General features: G+C 67.2%; 17 protein-coding genes and 4 pseudogenes. 8 read left to right on the top strand and 13 right to left on the bottom strand.

The annotated features are described in order from the left end of the window. Nucleotides 1-33 precede the first annotated feature (33 nt). From G4G31_RS26525 to G4G31_RS16865, 3 genes and pseudogenes are all read right to left on the bottom strand, one after another. The gene (locus tag G4G31_RS26525) at nucleotides 34-1,611 is read right to left on the bottom strand and encodes a TonB-dependent receptor domain-containing protein (RefSeq protein ID WP_229425060.1); all 1,578 of its coding nucleotides are present in this window, start codon (nucleotides 1,609-1,611) and stop codon (nucleotides 34-36) included. 709 nt (nucleotides 1,612-2,320) lie between these two features. Continuing rightward, nucleotides 2,321-2,503 (bottom strand): annotated as a pseudogene (locus tag G4G31_RS26520) (TonB-dependent receptor plug domain-containing protein); the annotation flags it as partial. Between the two features lie 470 nt (nucleotides 2,504-2,973). Then, nucleotides 2,974-3,663: a FadR/GntR family transcriptional regulator gene (locus G4G31_RS16865; RefSeq protein WP_182988624.1), complete on the bottom strand. Its 690-nt coding sequence runs from the start codon at nucleotides 3,661-3,663 to the stop codon at nucleotides 2,974-2,976. 294 nt (nucleotides 3,664-3,957) lie between these two features. Here G4G31_RS16865 and garD point away from each other — a divergent pair. The 3 genes and pseudogenes from garD (at nucleotide 3,958) to G4G31_RS16850 (ending at nucleotide 7,986) form a co-directional block, all read left to right on the top strand. After that, nucleotides 3,958-5,476 (top strand): annotated as a pseudogene (gene garD, locus G4G31_RS16860) (galactarate dehydratase). 177 nt (nucleotides 5,477-5,653) lie between these two features. Next, nucleotides 5,654-7,105 carry an MFS transporter gene (locus G4G31_RS16855; RefSeq protein ID WP_182988623.1) on the top strand — a complete coding sequence of 484 codons (1,452 nt, stop codon included), beginning with the start codon at nucleotides 5,654-5,656 and terminating at the stop codon, nucleotides 7,103-7,105. After that, nucleotides 7,102-7,986, top strand: coding sequence for an SMP-30/gluconolactonase/LRE family protein (locus G4G31_RS16850; RefSeq protein WP_182988622.1), 885 nt, complete (start codon nucleotides 7,102-7,104; stop codon nucleotides 7,984-7,986). Before G4G31_RS16855 ends, G4G31_RS16850 begins: the two co-directional genes overlap by 4 nt. A 114-nt stretch (nucleotides 7,987-8,100) precedes the next feature. Here the strand turns inward: G4G31_RS16850 and G4G31_RS27650 are convergent, their stop codons facing one another. From G4G31_RS27650 to G4G31_RS16840, 3 genes and pseudogenes are all read right to left on the bottom strand, one after another. Next, nucleotides 8,101-8,316 carry a hypothetical protein gene (locus tag G4G31_RS27650; protein ID WP_267873622.1) on the bottom strand — a complete coding sequence of 72 codons (216 nt, stop codon included), beginning with the start codon at nucleotides 8,314-8,316 and terminating at the stop codon, nucleotides 8,101-8,103. Between the two features lie 183 nt (nucleotides 8,317-8,499). After that, nucleotides 8,500-8,703 (bottom strand): annotated as a pseudogene (locus G4G31_RS27645) (FMN-binding negative transcriptional regulator); the annotation flags it as partial. A gap of 50 nt (nucleotides 8,704-8,753) precedes the next feature. Then, nucleotides 8,754-9,401, bottom strand: a complete 648-nt coding sequence (locus tag G4G31_RS16840; RefSeq protein ID WP_182988621.1) for a LysE/ArgO family amino acid transporter — start codon at nucleotides 9,399-9,401, stop codon at nucleotides 8,754-8,756. A 74-nt stretch (nucleotides 9,402-9,475) separates the two neighbouring features. On the opposite strand from G4G31_RS16840, the pseudogene G4G31_RS16835 reads away from it, so the two are divergent. Then, nucleotides 9,476-10,374, top strand: a pseudogene (locus G4G31_RS16835) (LysR family transcriptional regulator ArgP). Between the two features lie 145 nt (nucleotides 10,375-10,519). Here G4G31_RS16835 and G4G31_RS29275 read toward each other — a convergent pair. Both G4G31_RS29275 and G4G31_RS16825 read right to left on the bottom strand, forming a co-directional pair. Continuing rightward, nucleotides 10,520-10,918: an energy transducer TonB gene (locus tag G4G31_RS29275; protein ID WP_182988620.1), complete on the bottom strand. Its 399-nt coding sequence runs from the start codon at nucleotides 10,916-10,918 to the stop codon at nucleotides 10,520-10,522. A gap of 93 nt (nucleotides 10,919-11,011) precedes the next feature. Then, nucleotides 11,012-11,497: a hypothetical protein gene (locus tag G4G31_RS16825; RefSeq protein WP_182988619.1), complete on the bottom strand. Its 486-nt coding sequence runs from the start codon at nucleotides 11,495-11,497 to the stop codon at nucleotides 11,012-11,014. Nucleotides 11,498-11,867: 370 nt separating this feature from the next. Between G4G31_RS16825 and G4G31_RS16820 the strand changes: the two genes are divergently transcribed. After that, nucleotides 11,868-12,224: a hypothetical protein gene (locus tag G4G31_RS16820; RefSeq protein ID WP_182988618.1), complete on the top strand. Its 357-nt coding sequence runs from the start codon at nucleotides 11,868-11,870 to the stop codon at nucleotides 12,222-12,224. Nucleotides 12,225-12,328: 104 nt separating this feature from the next. Here G4G31_RS16820 and G4G31_RS16815 read toward each other — a convergent pair whose 3' ends face one another. The 3 genes from G4G31_RS16815 to G4G31_RS16805 all read right to left on the bottom strand — a co-directional run bounded on the left by G4G31_RS16815 (nucleotide 12,329) and on the right by G4G31_RS16805 (nucleotide 15,872). Further along, complete coding sequence (locus tag G4G31_RS16815; protein ID WP_182988617.1) at nucleotides 12,329-13,105, bottom strand: tetratricopeptide repeat protein; 777 nt, start codon at nucleotides 13,103-13,105, stop codon at nucleotides 12,329-12,331. 126 nt (nucleotides 13,106-13,231) lie between these two features. Further along, nucleotides 13,232-14,455 carry a DUF4861 family protein gene (locus tag G4G31_RS16810; RefSeq protein ID WP_229425059.1) on the bottom strand — a complete coding sequence of 408 codons (1,224 nt, stop codon included), beginning with the start codon at nucleotides 14,453-14,455 and terminating at the stop codon, nucleotides 13,232-13,234. A gap of 16 nt (nucleotides 14,456-14,471) precedes the next feature. Next, nucleotides 14,472-15,872: a glycoside hydrolase family 105 protein gene (locus G4G31_RS16805; RefSeq protein ID WP_182988616.1), complete on the bottom strand. Its 1,401-nt coding sequence runs from the start codon at nucleotides 15,870-15,872 to the stop codon at nucleotides 14,472-14,474. A gap of 189 nt (nucleotides 15,873-16,061) precedes the next feature. Here G4G31_RS16805 and G4G31_RS16800 point away from each other — a divergent pair, with 189 nt between their 5' ends. Genes G4G31_RS16800 through G4G31_RS16790 form a run of 3 tightly spaced genes read left to right on the top strand, consistent with a single transcriptional unit; the run spans nucleotide 16,062 to nucleotide 18,759 of the window. Continuing rightward, nucleotides 16,062-16,883, top strand: a complete 822-nt coding sequence (locus G4G31_RS16800; protein WP_182988615.1) for an NAD(P)-dependent oxidoreductase — start codon at nucleotides 16,062-16,064, stop codon at nucleotides 16,881-16,883. Further along, complete coding sequence (locus G4G31_RS16795) at nucleotides 16,883-17,800, top strand: aldose 1-epimerase (protein WP_182988614.1); 918 nt, start codon at nucleotides 16,883-16,885, stop codon at nucleotides 17,798-17,800. Before G4G31_RS16800 ends, G4G31_RS16795 begins: the two co-directional genes overlap by 1 nt. Beyond that, the gene (locus G4G31_RS16790; protein ID WP_229425058.1) at nucleotides 17,797-18,759 is read left to right on the top strand and encodes an alpha/beta hydrolase; all 963 of its coding nucleotides are present in this window, start codon (nucleotides 17,797-17,799) and stop codon (nucleotides 18,757-18,759) included. Before G4G31_RS16795 ends, G4G31_RS16790 begins: the two co-directional genes overlap by 4 nt. Nucleotides 18,760-18,998: 239 nt before the next feature. Here the strand turns inward: G4G31_RS16790 and G4G31_RS16785 are convergent, their stop codons facing one another. Beyond that, a complete protein-coding gene (locus tag G4G31_RS16785; protein ID WP_182988613.1) occupies nucleotides 18,999-20,219 on the bottom strand; it encodes a pectinesterase family protein in 1,221 nt (406 codons plus the stop codon). Then, nucleotides 20,216-22,507 carry a hypothetical protein gene (locus G4G31_RS16780; protein WP_182988612.1) on the bottom strand — a complete coding sequence of 764 codons (2,292 nt, stop codon included), beginning with the start codon at nucleotides 22,505-22,507 and terminating at the stop codon, nucleotides 20,216-20,218. The genes G4G31_RS16785 and G4G31_RS16780 overlap by 4 nt, the downstream gene beginning before the upstream one ends. Nucleotides 22,508-22,519 lie beyond the last annotated feature (12 nt).

The following is a 22,519-nucleotide window of genomic DNA, read 5'->3' as shown; positions in this document are numbered from 1 at the left end:
CGGCTGCCAGCGCCGGCCACCGTGCGTCCATCTTCAGAAAGTGTAGGTCAGTCGCAGGTTGTAGGCCCGTCCGATCGGACTCGCTGCACTGCTCAGGTAACCATAGGTGTAGCCATTGTGGTTGGTGATCGGCGGGCGTTCATCGAGCAGGTTGGTGATGCCCGCGGTGATGCCCACGTGCGGGATGCCGTTGTAGCTGGCGGTCAGGTTCCAGACGCTGTAGGGTTCGATGCGGCGATGGTACTGCGCCGCCACCAGGTTCTGGTCCTCGTACGAGGAATTGTAGTTCTGGGTCAGCTGGGCACCGAGGTCGCCGCGGTTCCAGGCCAGCTTCATCGTGTGCTTCCAGCGGTAGGTGATGATCGGGAAGCTGCTGGTGGTGCCGTTGCTGGCCAGGCCAAAGCGGCCGATGTTCGATACGAATTCGCTGTCGCGCTCGAGCTGGTTGTCGAACTGGGTCAGCCAGGTGCCGTCCAGCTCCGCCTTGAAGGTGCCCGCCACCGATTTCGGGAAGGTGTAGCTGGCCGAGACGTCCACGCCCGCCGCTTTCTGTCCGCCCAGGTTCATCGTGATGTTCTTCACGTAGTACAGACTGCCGTCGGGATTGCGCACGAACAGGTCGGCGTACTTGGCCGGATTGAGGAAGATCGCCTGTTCCGGCAGATTCGCCAGCATGTCTTCCATGCGGATGTTCCAGTAGTCCAGCGACAGGGTGGCGTTCTTCATCGGCTCCATCACCACGCCGAGCGTCCAGCCTTTCGATTTCTCTGGCTGCAGTTCCGGATTGCTGCCGACCTGGCGCGGCAGCTGGGCGTTACACACTTCGGACGCCACCTGGCCCGGCAGCGCCGTGCCGGAGCCGGCCACGCCCGGCTTGCCGCCGGGGCACAGGGTCGGATCGTCCCAGCGGCCGGCGGTCAGGCCGTTCGGGCCGGCGGTGCGGTAGCCGTAGCGGTCGAACAGGGTCGGTGCGCGGAAACCGGTATTGGCCGAGCCGCGGAACATCAGCGATTTGCTCGGCTCGTAGCGGAAGCTCGCCTTCGGGTTGAAGGTATTGCCGAAGTCGGAAAAATAGTCGTCGCGGGCGGCCACGTTGAAGGTCAGCTGTTTCGTGACCGGGATATCCAGTTCCGCATACAGCGCCGAGACATTGCGCGCGCCTTCGCCGCGGGCGGCTGCGGCGTTCGCGTAGGTGACGGCGTTGACGATCGGGAGGCGCTCGTCCTGGGTGGTGTCGCGGTGCAGGTCGAGGCCGACGGCGAAGGCGAGCGAACCGCCTTTCAATTCCATCAGCGAGCGGCTGAGCGAGGCATCGACGCCGGAGAAGGTGCTTTTCGACGTGCGGTTCATCTGGCCATCGACCGAGATGCTTTCCAGGTAAGCCATGCCGGCCGCGTCCTGCAGGCCGAAGGGGTTGAGCGAACCGTTCATCAAGCCGGCGTTCAGGCCGGCGCCCGTCACGTAACCGTCGCGGTAGTAGTTCTTGCGCGTGCTGACCCCGTGTACCAGGCCGGCGCGGTAGTCCCAGCTGCCGATGCGGCCTTCGTCCGAAATCGCCAGCCGCTGGTTGACCTGCACGTCCTTCGTTGCGGCCAGGCCCAGGTCGGCCACGCCCAGGTGACGAAGAGCGGCTGGCCGGTGAGGCCCGGCATGGCCGGCACCCCCCCGCGCCGCCCGGATACCATTTGCTGGTCGAAGGCAGGGTAGCCGGCACGCCGCCGACCGCCACGCTCTGGGTCGGGTTGCGGGTGGCAATGATGTATTCCTCGCCGCGCATGTAGTCCACGGTCAGCTTGTGCTCTTCGCTGAACTGTTTCGTGCCGCGCGCGTAGAAGGTGACCTGCTGGTTTTCGTACAGCGCCATCCCGTATTCCTGGTTGTTCAGGATACAGGTATTGCGCGCGCCCTGGATCGAGTACGGGCCGGTACAGCCGGTGGCGTAGTAGGGATTGGCGGCGGTGCGGTTGGCGCTGGTGGTGTAGTTGGCGGGCATGGCATAGCCGCCGGCGCTCAGGGTCGGCGCGCGACCGATGCTGGCCAGGATGTCCGGGGTCGACAGCTCGGCGCGGTCGCGCGCGTACAGGGCGCTGCGGCGGTGGGCATCGACCGTGGCATACACGTTCCAGCCATCCGTGGACAGGTTGCCCGTGCCGCCGGTGAGCGTCAGGCGCTGCTCGTCGCCGCCGCCGTGCTTTTCCGGTTGAATATACTGGCCGGTGACCTGCACGCCCTCGAAAGTGCTCCTGGTGATGAAGTTGACGACGCCGCCGATGGCGTCCGAGCCGTAGATCGAGGAGGCGCCGTCGCGCAGGATCTCGACGCGGGCAATCGCGCTCATCGGAATCACGTCCAGGTTGGCATAGCCGTCGGCGATGGCCTCGTTGGCCAGGCGCCGGCCGTTGAGCAGCACGAGGGTCCGGTTCACGCCCAGGCCGCGCAGGTTGATGTTGGTGCCCGAACCGGCGTTCGAGGGCGCCAGCGACGAGGACTGGGGCAGCGACATCATCAGGTCGGCCAGGGTCGTCATGCCGCGCGCGGTGAGTTCCCCGGGCGCTGACGGTGGTGACGGGGAGGGCGGCCTCGGCGGCCAGGCGCTTGATGCTCGAGCCGGTGACTTCGACGCGCTGCATCGGCGCCGCATTCTGCGCCCACGCGGCTTGTGTCAGCGCGAGGACGGCGAGCGAGATGGACGAGAGGGCGAGGGTGCGGCGGGCGGACTTGCGTACGTGGTTCATGAAGCTGTCTCCGTATGTTTTTTTGACCGACATGAATGTGCCCAGCCTGGGGCTGCGGCGCCTTGGACACCTCGCGTGTCCGCTGCCACTGCGGCGGGACCGGTTCGCTACCTTCCGGCCGTGGTCGCACGTGGGCCATCATCTGGTACCAACATTGCCTTTTGCTGCGTGTTCGCTTTGTACCTGCGGTGCTTGATCTGTATTCGCGTGCTGCCTTTCCTTGTGCTTCTGCTGCCTCCTAGCCGCGCGAGAAGGTCCGCGTGACGCGTTCCAGGTGAGCACGCATGGCGCTGCGCGCGCCGGCCGGATCGCGCCCGGCGATCGCGGCAAAGATGCGGCGATGGTCGAGCAGGGTTTCCCGGCGCAGCTGCTCGGTCTGGAAGTGCTCCTTCAGGCGGTGCCAGAGGCGGCCGCGCTGTTCCCACAGGTAGGCGATGGTGCCGACCAGGGCGCTGTTGCCGGTGGCGCGGGCGATCGCCAGGTGGAATTCGCGGTCGGTCGTCTCGTTGCTGGAATAGATGTCGTGGTTGCGCTCCATCTCCTCGAGGGCGCGCAGGATGGCGTCGACGGCGCCCGGCGTGGCCACGCGCGCGGCGATGGCGCAGACCTCGGCCTCGATCAGGCGGCGGGCGGCGAGTACTTCGAAAGGACCGGGGCCGGCTTCGACTTCGGCGCTTGGTGCGCTGGCGCAGACGTAGACGCCCGAGCCGCCGCGCACGTCGATGCGTCCGCCCAGTTCGAGGGCGATCAGGGCTTCGCGCAGCGAGGCGCGCGAGACGCCCAGCCGCGCGGCGAGCTCACGTTCGGCCGGCAGGCGCGCGCCGGCGGCGATGCCTTCGCTGCGGATCAGGGCCTCGATGCGGTCGGCCACGACCCGGTACAGGCGCGGCTCGGCAGTGTGTGCATGCTGACCCTGGTTTGTAGCCATCGGGTCGGCAGGGTTGTCTCCACTCGGTACTCGTTTCAGCATGGCGGTCCGATTGTGTATTTGGTCAGGCCATTCTAAATTGGTTTGACCAATTGCGCAATGCGGACTAGCCAGATCAAATTTTTGCTGTCATACTCGGCCCGACTCAACGATGGTCGACGGGTGCCTTTCTGCCCTGTCGGCCGCACTCATCCGATTGGCAGGTTTCCTATGCAAAGCATCCAAATCGTCCGCGCCGGACAGGGCACGCCAAGCGGCGATGGCGCATCGCCAGACACGCCGCGCTACATCCGCATGCACGCCAACGACAACGTTGCCATCGTCGTCAACGACGGCGGATTGACACCCGGTGCCGTCTTTGCCGACGGCTTGAGCCTGCTCGACGCCGTGCCCCAGGGCCACAAGGTGGCACTGCGCGACCTGGCCGAAGGCGAGCCGGTGACGCGCTATAACGTCACCATCGGCTATGCCGCCCGCGCGTTGCCGCGCGGCAGCTGGGTCTCGGAAGCGACGCTGCGCATGCCGGATGCCGTCGAGCTGGCCGGCCTGCCGGTCGCCACGGTCAAGCCGCCGGTGCTCGAGCCTTTGGACGGCTACACCTTCGAGGGCTACCGCAATGCCGACGGGTCCGTCGGCACGCGCAACATCCTGGCCATCACCACCACCGTGCAATGCGTCTCCGGCGTGGTTGACCACGCGGTCAGAGTCATCAAGGACAAGCTGCTGCCCCTGTACCCGAACGTCGACGACGTCGTCGGCCTCGAACACAGCTATGGCTGCGGCGTGGCCATCGAGGCGCCGAATGCCGACGTGCCGATCCGCACGCTGCGCAACATCAGCCAGAACCCGAATTTCGGCGGCCAGGCCATGGTCGTCAGCCTCGGCTGCGAGAAGCTGCAGCCGGCGCGCCTGTTCCCGAAAGGGAGCATTCCCATCCTGAATGGCCGCGAGCCGGCCACGGTCTGCCTGCAGGACGCCGGCCACGTCGGCTTCATGTCGATGATCGATTCGATCGTCGCCACGGCCGAGGAACAGCTGAAAGTGCTGAATGCGCGCCGCCGCGAAACCTGCCCCGCATCCGATCTCGTGGTCGGCGTGCAGTGCGGCGGCAGCGATGCGTTCTCGGGCGTGACGGCCAACCCGGCGGTGGGCTATGCCACCGACCTCCTGGTGCGCGCCGGCGCCACCGTCATGTTTTCGGAGGTGACGGAAGTACGCGACGGCATCGACCAGCTGACGGCGCGCGCGACCGACCCTGAGGTGGCAGCCGCGATGGTGCGCGAGATGGCGTGGTACGACAATTACCTCAAGCGGGGCGGCGTCGACCGCAGCGCCAACACGACGCCAGGCAACAAGGCGGGCGGCCTGTCGAACATCGTCGAAAAAAGCGATGGGCTCGATCGTCAAGTCCGGCTCCGCCGCGATTTCCGGCGTGCTCTCGCCGGGCGAGCGCCTGAACGGCAAGAAGGGCCTGATCTACGCGGCCACGCCGGCCAGCGATTTCATCTGCGGCACGCTGCAGGTGGCGGCCGGCATGAACGTGCACATCTTCACCACCGGCCGCGGCACGCCTTACGGCCTGGCGCCGGTCCCGGTGATCAAAGTGGCGACGCGCAACGATCTGGCGCGCCGCTGGCACGACCTGATGGACGTGAATGCGGGCCGCATCGCCAGCGGCGAGGCGAGCATCGAAGACGTGGGCTGGGAATTGTTCCGCCTGATGCTGGACGTGGCCAGCGGGCGCAAGACCTGGGCCGAGCACTGGAAGCTGCACAACGCGCTGACGCTGTTCAATCCGGCGCCGGTGACCTGAAAGGGCGGCGGCGTGACGTCCGCCGCCTTTGCCGTATCGGCTGCGCTGATACAGCAGCGATACAAACGGAGGATTGCCTCCCGCACCAACCCTGTTGTACGATGACTTACGACCTGCCAGCCACCACAGAGTGGCGGGGGTTGCGAGACCGATTAGACAAAACAACGACGAGACACCATGCGAACCGAGACGATCAAGCAGCCGGCCGCGCCCGCGAGCAATTCCGCCAGCACTTCCCCATCTTCCAACGCGAATGCCGCCGCCGGCGGCAAGATCGGCACCTACCGCTGGACCATCTGCGCACTGCTGTTCTTCGCCACCACCGTCAATTACCTCGACCGCCAGGTGCTGTCGCTGCTGGCGCCCGAGCTCACCCGCGAATTCGGCTGGTCGAACACCGACTACGCCAACATCACCGCCGCCTTCCAGTTCGTCTATGCGATTTCGATGCTGTTCGCCGGGCGCGTCGTCGACCGGCTCGGCACCAAGGGCGCGTTCGCGCTGGCCATCGTCGTGTGGTCTTTTGGCGCCATCATGCACGCGGTGGCCGTGCCGATGGGCGAGGGCCTCGCTGGTGCGATGAGCGCCATCGGCCTGGCCGCCGTGCCGGTGTCGGTCATCGGCTTCATGGCGGCGCGCGCCGTGCTGGCGCTGGGCGAATCGGGCAACTTCCCGGCCGCGATCAAGGCCACCGCCGAATACTTCCCGAAGAAGGACCGCGCTTTTGCCACTGGTATCTTCAACTCGGGCGCGAACGTGGGCGCCGTGCTGGCGCCGATCAGCGTCCCCGTCATTGCCGCCACCTGGGGCTGGCAAGCGGCCTTCATCATCATCGGCGCGATCGGCTTCGTCTGGCTGGGCCTGTGGATGATTTTTTATGAAAAGCCGACTTCGCAGAAGCGCCTCGGCGCCCCGGAACTGGCCTACATCACCTGCGACGACGCGGCCCCCGCCGCGGACGGCAAACCGGCCGGCCGCTGCCTCTCCTGGTGGGAACTGCTCGGCTACCGCCAGACCTGGGCCTTCGCCTTCGGCAAATTCATGACCGACGGCGTCTGGTGGTTCTTCCTGTTCTGGCTACCGAAATACCTGGCCGCGCAATACGGCATGGCCAGCACCGACATCCAGTGGCCGCTCGCCATCCTCTACAGCATGACCATGATCGGCAGTATCGGCGGCGGCTGGTTCCCGACCTTCTTCATCAACAAGGGCGCCACGCCCTACGACGGCCGCATGAAGGCGATGCTGATGATCGCCGTGTTCCCGCTGGCCGTGCTGCTGGCCCAGCCGCTGGGCTATATCAGCTTCTGGGTGCCGGTCCTGATGGTCGGCATCGGCGCCGCTGCCCACCAGGCCTGGTCGGCCAACCTGTTCACCACCGTCTCGGACATGTTCCCGAAACGCTCGGTCGGTTCCGTGGTCGGCATCGGCGGCCTGGCCGGCGGCATCGGCGGCGTATTGATCACGAAGATCGGCGGCTGGCTGTTCGACTATTACGGCGCGATCGGCCAGATCCATACCGGCTACAGCATCATGTTCGGCTTCTGCGCCGTGGCTTACCTGATCGCCTGGGGCGTGATGAAGACGCTGGTACCGCGTTATGACGAAATCCGCGAGCCGCAGGCATGAGCGTCGCGATCGAACGGATAGGCGAGGGACGGGCGCTGGTCGGCGAGTGCCCCGTGTGGAGTGCGCTGGACGGCTGCTGGTACTGGGTCGACATCGTCGCCAGAACCGTCTGGCGGCTCGGTAGCGAGGGCCAGCTTGCCAGCTGGACGGCCGACGAGATGGTGGCCTGCATTGCGCCGTCCCGCGACGGCACTCTGGTGGCGGGCATGGAGACGGGCCTGTTCCGCCTGGCGCTCGGCGAGGCCGGCAAGGCGGGCGGCGAACGCCTGGCCGTGCCTGCATCGCTGGGTGAGGGCATGCGCTTCAACGATGGCCGCTGCGACCGCCAGGGCCGCTTCTGGAGCGGCACCATGTTCATGGACATGGCGGCCGAGCGCGCGGTCGGCCAGCTGTATCGCTATTCGAACGAGGACGGGCTGTCGGAACCGGTCGTATCCGGCCTGCTGACCCAGAACGGCCTGGCCTTTTCGCCGGACGGGCGCACCATGTACCTGTCGGACTCGCACCCGCAAAGCCAGCAGGTATGGGCCTTCGACTACGACCTCGATGCGGGGCTGCCGTCGAACCGCCGGCCTTTCGTGGACATGCGCACGCATCCCGGCCGCCCTGACGGCGCCGCGATCGACGCCGACGGCTGTTACTGGACCTGCGGGAACGACGCCGGCGTCATCCTGCGCTTCACGCCGGACGGCAAGCTGGATCGAACGATTGCCGTGCCGATGGCCAAGCCGTCGATGTGCAGCTTCGGCGGGACGAACCTGGACACCCTGCTGGTCACCTCGATCAGCGCCGGCCAGGATCCTGCCGACCCCTGGGCCGGCGCGACCATCATGCTGCGCCCCGGCGTGCAGGGCGTGGCCGAGACGCCGTTCGGCGGCTAGAATAGCCACGAAGGCCGAGCCACGCGGAGCCGGCCCGCGCCAACCGGTGGGATGGACGGGTCTCCCGTCCACGCGTTCGAGCAACGCATGCCACCTGGCTGCGAGTCGATCCCCCTACAGGCCTTCCTTCCGGTCCAGCGCACCAGCAACCAGAAGCGCCATGTCACCTGCCCCTGCAAGCGCCTGCAAGCCGTGCACCGTTCCCATCCGATCGCGCACCGCCTCGTCCTGGCTTGCCTTGAGCTTGCCCTCGAGCCGCGCGATCGGTATCTCGATGCCGACGATCGCGCCCAGCAGCTTCTCGATATACTCCGCCGGCGCATCCGACACGCGCCACGGCCCAGGGCTGCGCCGCCTCGTGCGCATGCGTCAGCCGCTCCAGCATGTCGAGCAGCCAGTCGCGCTCTTCGACCGCGCGCGCCAGGCCGTGCGCATGCACCACCGCATAATCCCGGTGGGTACCACCTTGCCGTGTTCCGCCTTGCCCGGATACCAGTTCGGCGTGATGTAGGCCTGCGGCCCCTGGAACATCACGATGGAGGCACTGCTGCCTTCCAGCTGGCGCCACACCGGATTGGCGCGCGCGACATGCCCGATCAGCGTGCCGTGGGCCCCGCGCGAGCGATCCAGCAGGAAGGGCACGTGGTTGGCGACCAGGCCTTCCGCGCACGGCACGACCCAGGCGCCCAGCGCATGCGCTTCCACCAGCGCGAGCATGGCGTCGTGGTTGTCGAGACGGTGATCCTTCCTGATGTACATGCGGGTCCTCAAAGCGTTGAAAAAGCGTGCCGCACCAGCATGGCCGACAACGCGAACATGGTCAAGGCGATGAAAGCATCCAGAACCTGCCACGCACGTGGCCGCGCGAACAGGGGCGCGAGCTTGTGCGAGCCAAAGCCCAGCAGCGTGAACCAGATCAGGCTGGCCGCACTTGCACCCAGCACGAAGACCGGGCGCAATGGCGCGGCCTGCTGTGCGCCGATGCTGCCGACCAGCAGCACGGTGTCGAGGTAGACGTGGGGATTGAGCAGGGTGATGGCGGCCGCCTGCGCCAGCACAACGCCGCGGCCGAGCCCCTGCGCGCCAGCCGCCGCCTCCAGACGCTGCACCTGGCGTGCCCGCAGCAAGGCGCGCCAGCCGTAGACGGCCAGAAACAGGGCCCCGGCCAACGCCAGCGCGCGCGCCAGCAGGGGACTTTGCCCGAGCGCCTGGCCCAGGCCCATCACGCCGGCGGTAATCAGCACGGCGTCGGCCAGCGCGCAGAACAGCACCACGCTGCCGACATGCTCACGGCGCAGGCCCTGGCGCAGCACGAAAGCGTTCTGCGCGCCAATGGCGACGATCAGGCCGAAGCCGAGCAGCAGGCCGTGGAGGAAGACGGGAAAGGCGAGCGTCAGCGTAGGGAGTGGATTCATGGCGACGATCTTGTCAGCCTCGTGCAATGAAGGCAAACTATCTTTTCTTCACTTACATAAGCAAAACTGATCCCATGCTCGATTATGCCGCCCTGTCCGCCTTGGCCGCCGTGGTGCGTGAAGGCAGCTTCGAGCGCGCCGCCCAGGCGCTGCACGTGACTCCCTCGGCCATTTCGCAGCGCATCCGCCAGCTCGAGGAACGGGTCGGTTGCGCCCTCGTGGTGCGCGACCAGCCCCCGCCGCCCGACCGAGACCGGCCGCCGCCTGTGCCAGCACGTCGACCGCGTGCGCCTGCTCGAACAGGACCTGCGCGGCACGCTGCCCGGGCAGGACCTGGGCGGCAATGCGCGTGTCGCCCTGCCGATTGCCGTGAATGCCGACAGCCTGGCCACCTGGCTGGCCCCGGTCATCGCTGGATTTGCGGCCGAACGTCCGGTGCTGATCGAGGTGGCGGTGGACGACCAGGACCATACGGGCGAGTGGCTGCGCAGCGGGGCGGTGGTGGCTGCGGTGACGGGCATGGCGCGGCCTGCATCGGGCTGCAACAGCCGCGCGCTGGGGCGATGCGCTACCTGGCGGCGGCCAGTCCCGCTTTTATCGCGCGCCATTTCGCCGACGGCGTGGGTGCGGCCAGCCTGGCGCTGGCGCCCAGCCTGCAGTTCAACACGAAGGACGAACTGCAGGCACGCTGGGCGCGGCGCGCCTCTGTCATCGCCACGTCGAACTGCCGCGCCATACGCTGCCCTCGGCCGAAGCGTTTGTGGCGGCAGCGCTGGCCGGCATGGGGTGGGGAATGCATCCGCACGTCCTGATTGCGCCGCAGCTGGCAACGGGCAAGCTGGTCGAGCTGGTGCCCGGCACGCCGCTGGACGTGCCCTTGTACTGGCAGCACGCGCGGGCGGCGTCGCAGTTGCTGGAGGAGCTGAGCGGGGCGATTGCGGCGGCGGCGCGGGATGCTTTGCTTGCGCCTTGACGCGAACCCAGGTGCTTGGGCAAAGGGCCTTGGAAGCCGCCGGCAAAACCTCTTGACCGAGCTGCAGCGGATGAGAGCGTGCAAGCGACCGGAAGGACAGCCGGCGGTATGTCAGCTCCCCCGCATTATGGATGCGAGGGCACGCTCAACTCTTCATATGGAAGCGGATAATCATCCGTAATTCCGAAACGCCGTTCGCGCGTCTGGGCAGCGGCGAGGCCCGAAGGATCCCTCTCCGAACGGCCTCGTCGAAAGCGGGTTGACCGCTTGGCTCCTGAAGCGTGACGGCCGTCACTGTCCCATCCGGGAGCAATTCAAGCCGATACGTGACCGACGGATTGCCCTCCGAAGGAATCGAACCGCCATAGAGCGTATTGCTTCGGATGGCGTGGGTGACGCTGGCGACATAACTGGGAAGGACCTGCTCGCCCGACTTCCCCGCTATGGCCGGGCTGGCCCGGGGCCCTTGCGGAGCAGCGCATCCATTGCAGGCAACGGCGATAGCCAGCGCGGAGCATGTTGCGGCGATTCGGTGGGTACGCATGATTGGATGAGCTCGCGGTTGCAGGCACGAAGTATGCCGGAGTAACTGCACCTGTGCCGATAGGACAAGCGGGAGGGAGTGATGTGAGACGCTCTAATCCACTTTGCCAGGACTGGATCCGAGCATTCCTTCTTCACGGATCCGGATGGCATAGTCGTTAAAGTTCAAGGCCAGGTACTGCCCGTCCAGCATTTTCGTGAGCAAGACGACGCAATAGTCCCTGCTGACCCGCTTGGTGGGAAACCACTCGGCCAACTCCTTGCGCACGGCCGGGTCCTGGAACCGTGCGAGGAACTGCGGGCCATCCGGGCCGAGCTGCCTGGCCGATTCGATCACGTAAGCATTGACGGCCGCCTTTTGCGGCAAATGGATTTCCCTGAAATGCCGGTAAGCTGCCGCCAACCGCGCGCGCTCGTCATTGCCGAGCTCCGCCTTATCGCACAGCGCCATGGTCTTCTCGGCCATCGTGCCGACGTCCATGAAGGAGAGTGCGGCTGCTTGCAGAGGTTCCCAGTCGGCCGCTGCCGCCAGCGGAGAGACCAGCAGGCAACCGAAAAAAACCAAGGTTCGTACAATCATGTGTGCAGTCATTCTGGAAGTAGAGATACGACGGCATGGTAACCGAAAGTTGCCGAGCCAAATGCGAACCCTCCACCGGGAATCGTTCGCACCGCGGCTCCCGGGCCCGGGTAGACAAGCTTAGCGTCGCCTAGCCCAGCTTCGATGTGGGCGTGACTTGCCCGGGGAGCCAGGATGGTCTTACACTGATCCATTCGGTGCGACCGCTTGCATTAATGCGCGTCGATCAGCGCTGCCAATTCGCCTCTTTCGACTGTGGTCCGCCTTGTTCCGATACACACAATCCGGCATACGCATCGTGCTTGCAGCTGCCGCGGCATGTGGCGGAGTTGCCCTGGTCTGGTTTGCCTTGACGCTCCTCGGGCTGGGCATGTTCTGCTTCGACGGCCGGCTGTTCGAGGGCTGGAACGATCGCAGTGCGTGGGTTCCCGACTGTTTCGTCATCGGTGTCAGCGACTGGATCAACCCGAAGCTCTGGGTACTCGGGAATCTCGCCGTGGCGGTGGCACTGAGCGTATGGGCATACGCGACAGCCTATGGACTGTTCCGCTCGCGCTCCTGGTGCGGTGCGGTGGCGCTTGGCGGCAGCCTGTTCGGCATGGCCTATTTCGCCCAGCTCGCCCTCGCACTGCCTGAATTTCGAACCGAATCCATCGTCGGTATGAGCGCGCTGGCTTGCTTCGCGACCGGATGCCTTGTTGCGCGCGGAGTGCCGGCACGCGCGTGACCGGGCACGAGCGGGTGAGATTGCGATCAGGATCGGAATAACGGAGCCGCCGCCCGCCCGCGCCATTCGAAGGACGATACGCGCGCAGCATGCGGCGGCTTCGCTCAGAACCGTCCTGTCCTCGATCTGTCGGGCAGCGCAGTCGCCGGTGTCCAGTTCCTGGCCAGCCCTTCGGCTTCCTCGATCTGCTGCACACTCATCTTGGCGCGGATTTTCGGCAGCGTGACCTCGGCCGCCGGGAAATGCGCCGCTGCCGCGATCCCGACGAAGAAGTGGGCAAGGACCTTGTCGCGCTCGACGCCTTCGCCGAGCGCATGCATGACACCGAGGTTCAGGCAGGAACCGGCTTCGCCCTGGGCGGCCGCCTGGCGATAGAACCGCACCGCTTTCTCGATATCGCGCGGAACGTCCGGTGACTTGTCGTAAATCAGGCCCAGCATGGCGTGGGACCTGGTCATGCCCTGGTCGGCAGCTTTCAGGTGCCAGGCAATGGCCTGGCCCAGGTCCTTCTCGATGCCTTCGCCGGCACGGTACCCCTCCGCCAGGTTGTACTGCGCTTTTGCGTTGCCCTGCTCGGCGGCCTTGCGGAACCAGGCCAGTGCCACAGAAATGTCCTTTGGCCGGCCGCTTCCGGCGAGATAGGCGGTGCCGACGTTGTACTGGGCGCGGCAGTCGCCGGTCTCGGCAAGGCTTGCCCACGCTGCCACGGCCGCCGCGTGGTCGCCCTGACTGAATGCGGACGTTCCCTTGTCGAACGTGGCGTCCGCGGCCGGATCCGCCTCTTTGTCGTAGCGGCTGTAGCAGGCGTCCTTCGCCTGTGCGGGCAGCACGGACAGGACTGCGTAAAACAGGGCCGAAAGCACGATCCGGGAAGGGCGCATCTGTTCTCCAATGGCGGCGGCGGGAGCCGGTCACCAGTGTAACGGATGGTTCGTGACAAGGAAACGCTTCCCTGGTCGGAAGGCGCCGCCCAGCGCCCCGACAGCGCGCTTGACGCGGAAAAGCGGTCAGCGTGGCGCCAGGCTCACCTTGACCGGACTCTTCGCCCGCGCCGCCGCCTCGGCCACATACTTCGTCCAGGCCTCCTGCGAGGTGACGCGCCCGGCGCGGTCCCACGCAGCCCCCGCCAGGTAGCGCAAGGGCTTGCCCGATTCCACCTTCGCCAGGACCAGGTGATTGAGCGCGTCCTCGGCGAAACCGGTCGCGCCGGGCAGCACGACGGCCGTCCCCATGGCGCCATTGCTGGCCTGCTGCACCCACTGCAGCAGCGACGGATCCGACTCGCTCTTGACGACCGCGATCTTCGGATCCTGCTTCTTGTCCGAGGGCGTCCTGTTCAGGCCGACGGCCACCGTGATCTGCTGCGGGCCGCTGAAGGTGAAAGTGCTCTCGATCTGGTCGAGCTGGTGGCCGGCGTCGACGGTAAAGCGCTTGGTCTCGGTCACCTGGATGCCGCCGGCGTCCCAGGCATCGTAGCTGAGTTCAAACACGGCACGCACCGGGCCGTTGGCCAGCACCTTCCAGGTCTTGTAGTTGGTGCTGGTGAAGAGCGCGCTGCCGTTCCAGACGCCGGTGCCGCCGCAGCCGCGCGACTTGCCGACGTTGTACTGGTCCATCCCTTCGCCCTCGTCCTTGTGATAGTGGTCGTGGCCCTTGTTGTACCAGCGGTCGACGATGGGGTAGTCGACGCGCTTGAACCACAGGTCGAGGCCACTCGTCACCAGCACTTCCTTGCCGCTGCCCTCAGGCGCCGGGGCCGCGAGCGCCGGGCCATAGGTGCGGTGGCCGATGCGGTCGTTCTCCCACGCGAAGTCGTCCAGGCGCTCCGGCACGTAGCGGGCGAAGGCTTTCGCGGGGAAGACCGGCGCCAGGGTCTCGGTTTTTTCGATCGTGAAGCTGGCCGACTTTTCGCCAGCCGCGAAGTCGTGCTGGAAAATCAGTTCGCCGTAGGCGGCGCCGACGTTCTTCGGGTCCTTCGCCAGCGGCGCCACGTTCGTCACCTGGTGCGGCAGCACGCGCCCCTTCGCATCCTTGACCACCAGGCGCTGGATCAGGGCGCCGGGCAGGGCGCGATTGACTTCAAGCCAGGGGATGGTGATGGTCTCGGATGGGCGGGCCAGCGCGAGGTCGTGGCTGACCGTGACGACCAGGCGCTCGGCGGCCAGGGCGGGTGCCAACGCCGCCAGGGCGGCCAGGCCGGCGAGGGTACAACGCAGATTCATGGTGGACATGTGGCTCTCCGTTCGATCAGTGGTGTTCGCGGTAGTTGGTATCAAAGCCCTTCGGCACGAAGTGATAAGTGCGCACCCGGTGCTCGATGGTGAAGGCCGGGTTGTTCACCAGCTTGATGATTTCCGCGCCTGCCAGCAGTGCCGGACCGTAGCCGTGCAGGGCGTCGACGCTGGCCGGGCGATTGTAGTAGTACACCTGGTCGCTGGCGAAGGTGGTGCCGACGCAGGTGCCCTCGACCTGGCCACGCTCGTTGATGCGGGTCGACAGGCCCGCCCAGCCGGCAATCGCGATCGATCCGTAGGTGGTGGGGCTGACCCAGCCCTGGTTCACCGCGTGGGCGAACACATAGGTGAAGATGGCGCTGGCCGAGGTCTCGAGGTAGGAGTCGTTCCGGTCCAGCATCTGGTGCCAGAGGCCCGTGCCCGACTGGTACTGCGCGATGCCGCGCAGGCTTTTCTTCAGCTGCTCGAGCACTTTCGGGTAGCCAGGATGGTCCTTCGGCAGGACGTCGAGCAGGTCCGACATCGACAGCACCGCCCAGCCGTTGGCGCGGCCCCAGTAGAATTGCGGCGCGTCCGGGTTGTTGGCGTTCCAGCCGTGGGTGTACAGGCCCAGCTGCGGATTGAACATGTAACCCGACATCTGCAGCACGTTCTTCACCGCGTCGTCATAGTAGGCGCGCTTGCCGGTCATGCGCCCGAGTTCGGCCAGGGCGGGCACGCCCATGTACATGTCGTCCGCCCACAGCGAGGCCGCCTGCGGGCGCTGGCGCGCCAGCGTGCCGTCCGCCAGGCGGAACTGCTTGTTGGCGACCCAGTCGCCGCAGACGGCGATCTGTTGCGACAGCTCCGGGCCGACCCTGGCGGCGCGGGCACGCATCATCGCCGCGCACATCGAGCCGGCGTCGTCGAGCGAGCGCGGGTCGAGGAAACGCGAGAAGGCATTCGCGCGCTCGAGGTGGAAGCGTTCTTCCTGGGCGCGGAAGTAGGGCAGTTTTTCAGCGATGAAGTTCAGGTGGCGCGCGGTCAGGTCCGTGAAACGCTTGTCGCCGGTGACCTCCGCGGCCTTGAGCATGCCGGCGTGGACCACGCCCATTTCGTAGACCTGCAGGCCGAAGTCGGCCGGGCCTTCCTCGACGACGGCATCCTTCACCGGAGTCCTGAAGTCGGTAACGGGCGCCCCGGACTTGGTGACGACGCGCGTGGGTGTCTGCGCTTCCATGTAGCCGCGGATGCGGTGCAGGGCGGCAGTGATCTCCGCCGGGACGGGCTTCTTGTAGGGTACCGGGTAAGTGCCTTCGCCCGCGTCCCTGGCGTTCTTGTTGTCCGGATTGCGGTAGGGGCCTTCGGCGGATGCGGCGCCGTGCAGGGCGGCGAACGCGACAAGGGTGGCAAGCAGCTTGGTGGGCAGGTTCATCGTTGTCTCGTATGGATTGTGGTGGAAATCCAAAAGCCGCGGCCTTCTGCTGTCGGATTGCCTTTTTGGTCAGGCCATTCTAATGTGGTCTGACCGCATGCGCAAGGCGGACTAGCCGGTTAATGATTTTTCATGGCATACTCGCAGCCATCGCAGCATTCATTTCGAACCCCACCAGGAAGAACCGGCATGACGCACACTCCACCCTCCAAACCATTCAAGCGCATCCTGCTCACGGGCGCCGCGGGCGGCCTCGGTCGCGTGCTGCGCGAACGCATCCAGCCCTGGGCAGACGTCGTGCGCCTGTCCGACCTGGCCCCGATGGGCGAGGCAGGCCCGAACGAGGAAATCGTGCAGTGCGACCTGGCCGACAAGGCGGCTGTATTGTCGCTGATGGAAGGCGTCGATGCGGTGCTGCACTTCGGCGGCATCTCCACCGAGGCGCCGTTCGAGGACATCATGCAGGCCAATATCCTCGGCGTGGCCAACCTGTATGAAGCCATCCAGAAGCACGGCGTGAAGCGCGTGATCTTCGCCAGCTCGAACCACGCGGTCGGCTACTACAAGACCACCGACATGCTCGACGCCAGCATGCCCGCGCGCGCCGACAGCATGTACGGCATCAGCAAGTGCTTCGGCGAGACCATGTCGCGCTACTACTACGACCGCTTCGGCGTCGAGACGGTGTGCATCCGCATCGGTTCGAGCTTCCCGGAGCCGGTCAACAAGCGCATGATGAGCACCTGGTTCAGCTATGACGACCTGCTTGAAATGCTGCGCTGCTCGCTGTTCGCTCCGCGGGTCGGCCACACCATCGTCTTCGGCATGTCGGACAACCGCAGCGTCTGGTGGGACAACCGCTTCGCGCGCCACCTCGGCTACAAGGCCAAGGACAGCTCGGACCTGTTCGCACACAAGTTCGCCGATACCTCGGAGTTCCCCGAGAAGGACGACGTGACGACGATCTACCAGGGCGGCAAGTTCCTGCTCGACGGGCCGATGTACCGCTGATGCAGCCGCCAGCCGCACTGCAGGTCGTCACGCTGCGCAGCAAGCGGCTGCAGGCCGAAGTGCTGCCTGGCGCCGCGGGTGGCCTCGGCCGCCTCGACTGGCTGGGCGCCGGCGGCGCGGAACCGGTGCTGCGTCCTTATGTGCACGTGGAGGGCGCACCGCCGCCGACGACCTCGCAGCTGGCCTGCTTCCCGCTCGTGCCCTGGTCGAACCGCATCGACCCGAGCGGTTTCGTGTTCGAGGATAGAAAGGTCGCGCTGGAAGCGAACCGTCCCGGCGAACCCTGTCCCATCCATGGGGACGGCTGGCAGCATCCCTGGCGGGTGGAGGCGCACTGCGGCAGCAGCGTCAGCTTGCACCTCGACCGACGCGACGGGACACCATTTTCCTATGCGGCGCGGCTGCGCTACCTGCTGACCGACAGCGCGCTGCAGGTCACGCTGGAAACGACCAACACCGGCACGGCCGCGCTGCCCTTCGGGCTCGGCCTGCATCCCTGGCTGCCGCGCCGTTCCGGCGTCACGCTGCAGGCAGGGGCGCGCGGCACCTGGAATCGCGGGCCGCTCGGCTTGCCCGCGGATGGCATCGACCTGCCCGCGGCCTGGGATTTCGCGCAGGCGCGCGCGCTGCCCGGCGAGTCCGTGGACCACGTGTTCCGCGGCTGGGACGGGCGCGCCATCGTCGCCTGGCCGGACAGCCGGCTGGCGCTGGAGATCGTGGCCGACATGGATTACTTCATCCTCTACACGCCGGTCGGCAGGGACGTCTTCTGCTTCGAGCCGGTGGACCATGCGATCAACGCCCACAACCTGCCGGGCGGCCCGGCGCATAACGGCCTGACGATACTGGCGCCCGGACTTACACTGCGCCGGCGCGTGGCCTTCCGCGTCCACGACCAATCCGGAGAAACCCGATGAACTTGCGCCTGACCGCGAGCGCCGCCATGGCCATCGCAGCCCTGAGCCTGCCGGCGGCGGCAGAACCGGCGGCGCCGGCCGACAGCTACACCGCTGAAACCACGTACGCCAGGCTGGTGGGGCGCTACCCCTTCATCACCGTCGCCAGCCGCGAGGCGCCGGCAACAGTCGAGGTGCTGCGCGACCTCACCTATGTACGCCATGGCGAGCGCGCGCTGCAGCTCGACCTGTATCTCCCGGCGAAGCGCGGCACTGTGCGCCTGCCTGCGATTGTGCTGGTGCACGGCGGCGGCTGGCGCACGGGCGTACGCACGAACTTCGCGCCGATGGCGATCCGCATGGCCGAACGCGGCTATGCGGCGGCCACGGTCAGCTACCGGCTCTCGGGCGAAGCCCCGTACCCGGCCGCCATCGTCGACGTGAAGGCGGCGCTGCGCTGGGTGCGCACCAACGCGGCGCAATACGGCATCGATCCGGGGCGCATCGCCGTGGGCGGCGGCTCGGCAGGCGGACAGATTGCCAGCCTGGTGGGCGTTACCGACGGCATCGCGCGTTTTGATGCGGCGGCGCCTGGCGCGGTCTCGAGTGCGGCGCAGGCGATCGTGAATATCGACGGGCTGTCCGACTTTACTTCGGAGGCGGCGCGCAAGTACGAGGACGACCCGGCCAGGAAGCCGTCGGCGGCGGGCGCCTGGTTTGGCGGACGCTATGCGGAAAAAAGCAGCGCTGTGGCGCGAAGCCTCGCCGACGTTCTACGTGAACCGGCAGACGCCGCCGATCCTGTTCATCGGCAGTGGTCAGCCGCGTTTCTCGGTGGGACGCGACGAGATGATCGCCAGGATGACCGCCGCGGGCGTGCCCAGCCGCGTGGTCGTGCTGCCCGAGACGCCGCACAGCTTCTGGCTGTTCGACCCCTGGCTGGCGCCGACGGTGGAGGCGACGGTGCGCTTCCTGGATGAGCACATGGGTGCGAAGCAGCGCTAGCGTACGGTTTAGCCGCCGGTGCGGAACCGCGTGGGCTCGGAGCGCCCACCCTACAGAAGCTGCCCGCGCAGGGTTTGTAGGGTGGGCGCCCTGTGCCCACGTGGTAACACCGTTCGGATGCCCATACGGCGTGGGCACAAGTGCCCACCCTACGAAACCGCGCGTGCAGGCGTAGGGTGGGCTCCCCGAGCCCACGCGGTACCACCGCCACTACTCACGGCGCCGGATCCCACCCCTGTCCGCCGCCAAATCCGGCGAAGATGCTCGCCCGGCTGCCAAAGCGCGCCTCCACTTCCTCGGCCGTCATGAGGTAGCCGCCCACGCGCTTCGACAGGTCCAGCGGCTTGCCCGCCAAATCGGTCGAACCATACTCACGCCAGCCCTGCGCTGCATTTGCCATCGCAGGATGCGGCGCCGGCTCGCGGTTCACGCCCGCGCCGGCCCAGCCGACGGGCGCGATGTGCTCTCCCATCCGGCAATTGACGAACGCCACGTTGTCCCAGGTCGATGCCGTGCCCGGGCTGCGCGCCAGGTAGGTGGCGCCGCTTGGGACGCCATTGCCCTTCGGACCAGGCCCATGCGTGAGCACGCTGTCCAGGAACACGAAGCCGGGGTCGGTTGCCGTCACCGTGCGCGCCTGTACCAGGTAGCCGCCCGATTGCGGGTTGCCGCTGTCGCCGACCGTACGCAGTTCGCTCGCCTCGAACAGGGCCGCGCGGTTCGCGCCCCAGATGAAGTCGACATTGCCCTCGACGAGGGTGCGATGGAACCAGGCATAGCCCTTCACCTGGATCGTGTCCTGCTCGCTGTAGAAGCTGGCATTTTTCGCCACCAGGCGGCCGCTGTCGGTATTGAAGTAGACCGTCTCGGCCTGGCCCGAACGCGTGTCCCCGCGCCGGGTGGTATTGCGAAGGGTGAGGTTTTCCAGGGTCAGCAGGTCCGCTTCCTCGACGGACAGCAGCGGGCGCCCGCCGGTGAACGATGGCGAAGCGGCGCCCTGGCTGGCGCCCGAACCGGGGTTGATGCCGTCGTTGTTCAGGGCCTCGATGACGACGCCGTCGCGGCTTTCGCCCCGGATCGTCACGTTGTCCTTGCCGAGGATGAAGAGCAGTTCGTCGTAGCGGCCATTGTGCACGTCGACCGTGACCGGCGCCGCCTTCGGGAAGGCGCGCATGGCGTGGTTCACCGCGCCCTGCACGGTGCGAAAGTCCGCGGCGCCGTCGTCGTCCACGCGCAGGACCGCGCCGGCAGGCGGCGCGTCGGCGGTGCGGAAGTGCCAGCCGCCTTTGCCGATGCCGGCGAAAGGCTGGCCGCCAATCGCCGCGTCGAGGAAGGCGCCGCCCTCGGCCATGACGTAATAGGCGGTGCCATAGGCGAGCGTGCCCGCGTGCGGGCGGACCAGCACCGTGTCGCCCTCGACCGTGATCGGGGTCATGCGCAGGTAGCGCGAGCGCGGCTGGCCGGGTAGCCGATGGCGCGCACTTCCTCGCCCAGGCGGACGATATCGACGAGGGCATCGTCGCCCGCGCGGAAGATGCGCACCGATCCCGCGGCGGCCAGCCGGGGTGCGCGGTCGAAGCGGATGCGTAGCGGCGTGTCGGGCGGCACCGCGGTGGCGCCCACGGCTGGCTGGACGGCCTGGGCGATTGCGACGGTGCTCCCGCCGGCCGGTGCGGAGAAGGCCGCCGTCACGGTTGCCGTCAGCGTGCTTTGCAGCGCGGGGTCATGCACGCCTGCCAGTACGATGGCCGCACTGCCGGGCGCTTTTGGTGTGATGGTGATGCCGCCTGGCGCAGGCGTGACTTCCACCACCGCCGGGTTGCTCGACGTGGCGCGGAAAGCCAGGCGCGAAACGCCATCGCTGGCAAGGGCACTGACGGCCAGGTGCTGCGCCGGGTCTCCCGCCTGCGCGGTGAATGCCTGGCTGGCCAGTGACGGCGCAATGCGTGCGGGCTGTACGCCCGGGACGCCTGCACGCAGGTCGTCGAGCTCGATGCCGCCGCCCGGGCCAGCAGCCCGACGCGGGCGCTCGGTGCGCTGAACGCAGGCTGCGGCGCGGTCGTGATCTTTTCGCCATCGAGATACACCGCCAGCAGCGAGGGCGTCATCTCCAGGCGCAGCATGGCGAAGCGGCCGTCGGCCAGGCGCGCGCGCGGCACGCGCTTGAGCGTCTTCAACACGCCATCCTGCATGCGCAGCAGCTGGATCTGCACGGTGTCGGTCCCAGGCAGCTGCTCGACGCCGGCGCCGACCCAGTTGCGCGCGTCGACATGGCGTCCGATCAGGTAGAACTGCTGGGTGGCGCGGGCTGGCTGCAAGCGCACACGCGTCTCGACGAAGGCGTTGTCCTGCACGAGCGTGGCCAGCTTCGGCTGTCTTGCCAGGACCATGACGCGCCCGGTGCCCGTCATGCGCAGCACCTGGTTCCGCGCGCCGTCCGGCTGGCTGTGCGGCCAGGCCGGCATCGCTGCCGGCCTGGCGCTCCCAGTCGCCAGCACGGGTGCGCTCGAAACCGTCGCAGAACAGGAAATCCGCCGTGGGGCAGCCGGCGACGGCTACCCGCTCGACCAGCTTGCCGGTGCCGGCGGTGGCCAGCACATGGGCGCGCACCGCCTCGGCCGGGCGCGGCGAGAACGGGTAGGGAACGGTCCAGGCGGGCGAGCCGGACGCGCCGCAGGCACCAAGCGGCGCGCCATTGAGGAGCGAACCGCTGTCGGTGAACACGCCGCCCTCCTGCGGGTCCGCCCCTCGGCCTCGAAAGCTGCGCACCGCATCCAGGCAGGAACGGGCGCCGGCGATATCGAAGGCATTCGCCTGCGAGACGATGCGCGCGCGCCGGGCCACACCCACGCCGTACTCGTACTTGTAGACCGGATGCTTGCGGTCGCCCACGTGGTAATTGTTGAAAAGGTGGACCTGGCCGAAGCGCACGCGCGGCGCGCGGCTGGCGATGTGCTCGAACAGGTTGTTGCTGAGGGTGACACGCAGGTGGCCGCTGTCGCCGACCGCCTTGTCGCTGGCGCCGATCAGCATGTTCTTCTGGTGCAGGGCGAAGCGGTTGTAGGACACCGTCACGAAATCGGCACCGTCGCGGATGTCGAGCGTGCCGTCGTGGCATTGCTTGTGCTTGCCGTTCTCGACCGGCTGGCGGTCGTCGAGGAAGGGCGCGTCGGTGAAGCTGTTGTGGTCGACCCAGACGTGGGTGGCCCCAACGATCGAGATACTGTCGAACTCCGCGTTCCAGTTGCCCTCGCGGCCATCCTTCGGGTCCCAGACGGGAGCGACGTCGCAGGGATTACGGAAGTTCAGGTTGCGGATGATGACCTGCGAAACCTTCGAGACCATCAGGTGGGCGTTGACGAAGCCGGCCCGCGGTCCCAGGCCGATCAGGGTCGTGTTACTGCGCAGGCGCACCTCGCCCCGCTCGGCCTGGTCGGCGGTACTCGTGTAGGGGCGCCCTTCGCTCATGTCGAGGATGCCCTGCACGGCGACGATGCGTGGCGCACCGTTCCTGTCGGCCAGGGCGGCGCGCAGCTGCGCCGGGGTGGCGACCGTGAACACGCGGGCGGGTACGGCTTCGAGGCCGCCGCGGGTGCCGCCTTCCTGCGCCGCCCAGCCGTCCAGCGGTGCTTCTTCGCGCGCGCCGCCGGGAAGGGAGGGGGCGCCCAACGCGCCGCCGGCGAGGGAGGCCAGCAGGAGCAGGGTGAGGGAAGTGTGCTTCATGTGGCGCTTCGA

The organism is Massilia sp. Se16.2.3, from assembly GCF_014171595.1.
In the GTDB taxonomy this organism is placed as follows: Bacteria; Pseudomonadota; Gammaproteobacteria; order Burkholderiales; family Burkholderiaceae_D; genus Telluria.
This window is presented reverse-complemented; position numbering and strand designations above follow the sequence as displayed.

Coding starts and splice junctions, on each gene's coding strand:
- G4G31_RS16865 (WP_182988624.1), bottom strand. CDS start 3,663: ATGGCTACAAACCAGGGTCAGCATGCACACACTGCCGAGCCGCGCCTG.
- G4G31_RS16855 (WP_182988623.1), top strand. CDS start 5,654: ATGCGAACCGAGACGATCAAGCAGCCGGCCGCGCCCGCGAGCAATTCC.
- G4G31_RS16850 (WP_182988622.1), top strand. CDS start 7,102: ATGAGCGTCGCGATCGAACGGATAGGCGAGGGACGGGCGCTGGTCGGC.
- G4G31_RS16840 (WP_182988621.1), bottom strand. CDS start 9,401: ATGAATCCACTCCCTACGCTGACGCTCGCCTTTCCCGTCTTCCTCCAC.
- G4G31_RS29275 (WP_182988620.1), bottom strand. CDS start 10,918: ATGCGTACCCACCGAATCGCCGCAACATGCTCCGCGCTGGCTATCGCC.
- G4G31_RS16825 (WP_182988619.1), bottom strand. CDS start 11,497: ATGATTGTACGAACCTTGGTTTTTTTCGGTTGCCTGCTGGTCTCTCCG.
- G4G31_RS16820 (WP_182988618.1), top strand. CDS start 11,868: ATGTTCTGCTTCGACGGCCGGCTGTTCGAGGGCTGGAACGATCGCAGT.
- G4G31_RS16815 (WP_182988617.1), bottom strand. CDS start 13,105: ATGCGCCCTTCCCGGATCGTGCTTTCGGCCCTGTTTTACGCAGTCCTG.
- G4G31_RS16810 (WP_229425059.1), bottom strand. CDS start 14,455: ATGTCCACCATGAATCTGCGTTGTACCCTCGCCGGCCTGGCCGCCCTG.
- G4G31_RS16805 (WP_182988616.1), bottom strand. CDS start 15,872: ATGAACCTGCCCACCAAGCTGCTTGCCACCCTTGTCGCGTTCGCCGCC.
- G4G31_RS16800 (WP_182988615.1), top strand. CDS start 16,062: ATGACGCACACTCCACCCTCCAAACCATTCAAGCGCATCCTGCTCACG.
- G4G31_RS16795 (WP_182988614.1), top strand. CDS start 16,883: ATGCAGCCGCCAGCCGCACTGCAGGTCGTCACGCTGCGCAGCAAGCGG.
- G4G31_RS16790 (WP_229425058.1), top strand. CDS start 17,797: ATGAACTTGCGCCTGACCGCGAGCGCCGCCATGGCCATCGCAGCCCTG.
- G4G31_RS16785 (WP_182988613.1), bottom strand. CDS start 20,219: ATGACCCCGATCACGGTCGAGGGCGACACGGTGCTGGTCCGCCCGCAC.
- G4G31_RS16780 (WP_182988612.1), bottom strand. CDS start 22,507: ATGAAGCACACTTCCCTCACCCTGCTCCTGCTGGCCTCCCTCGCCGGC.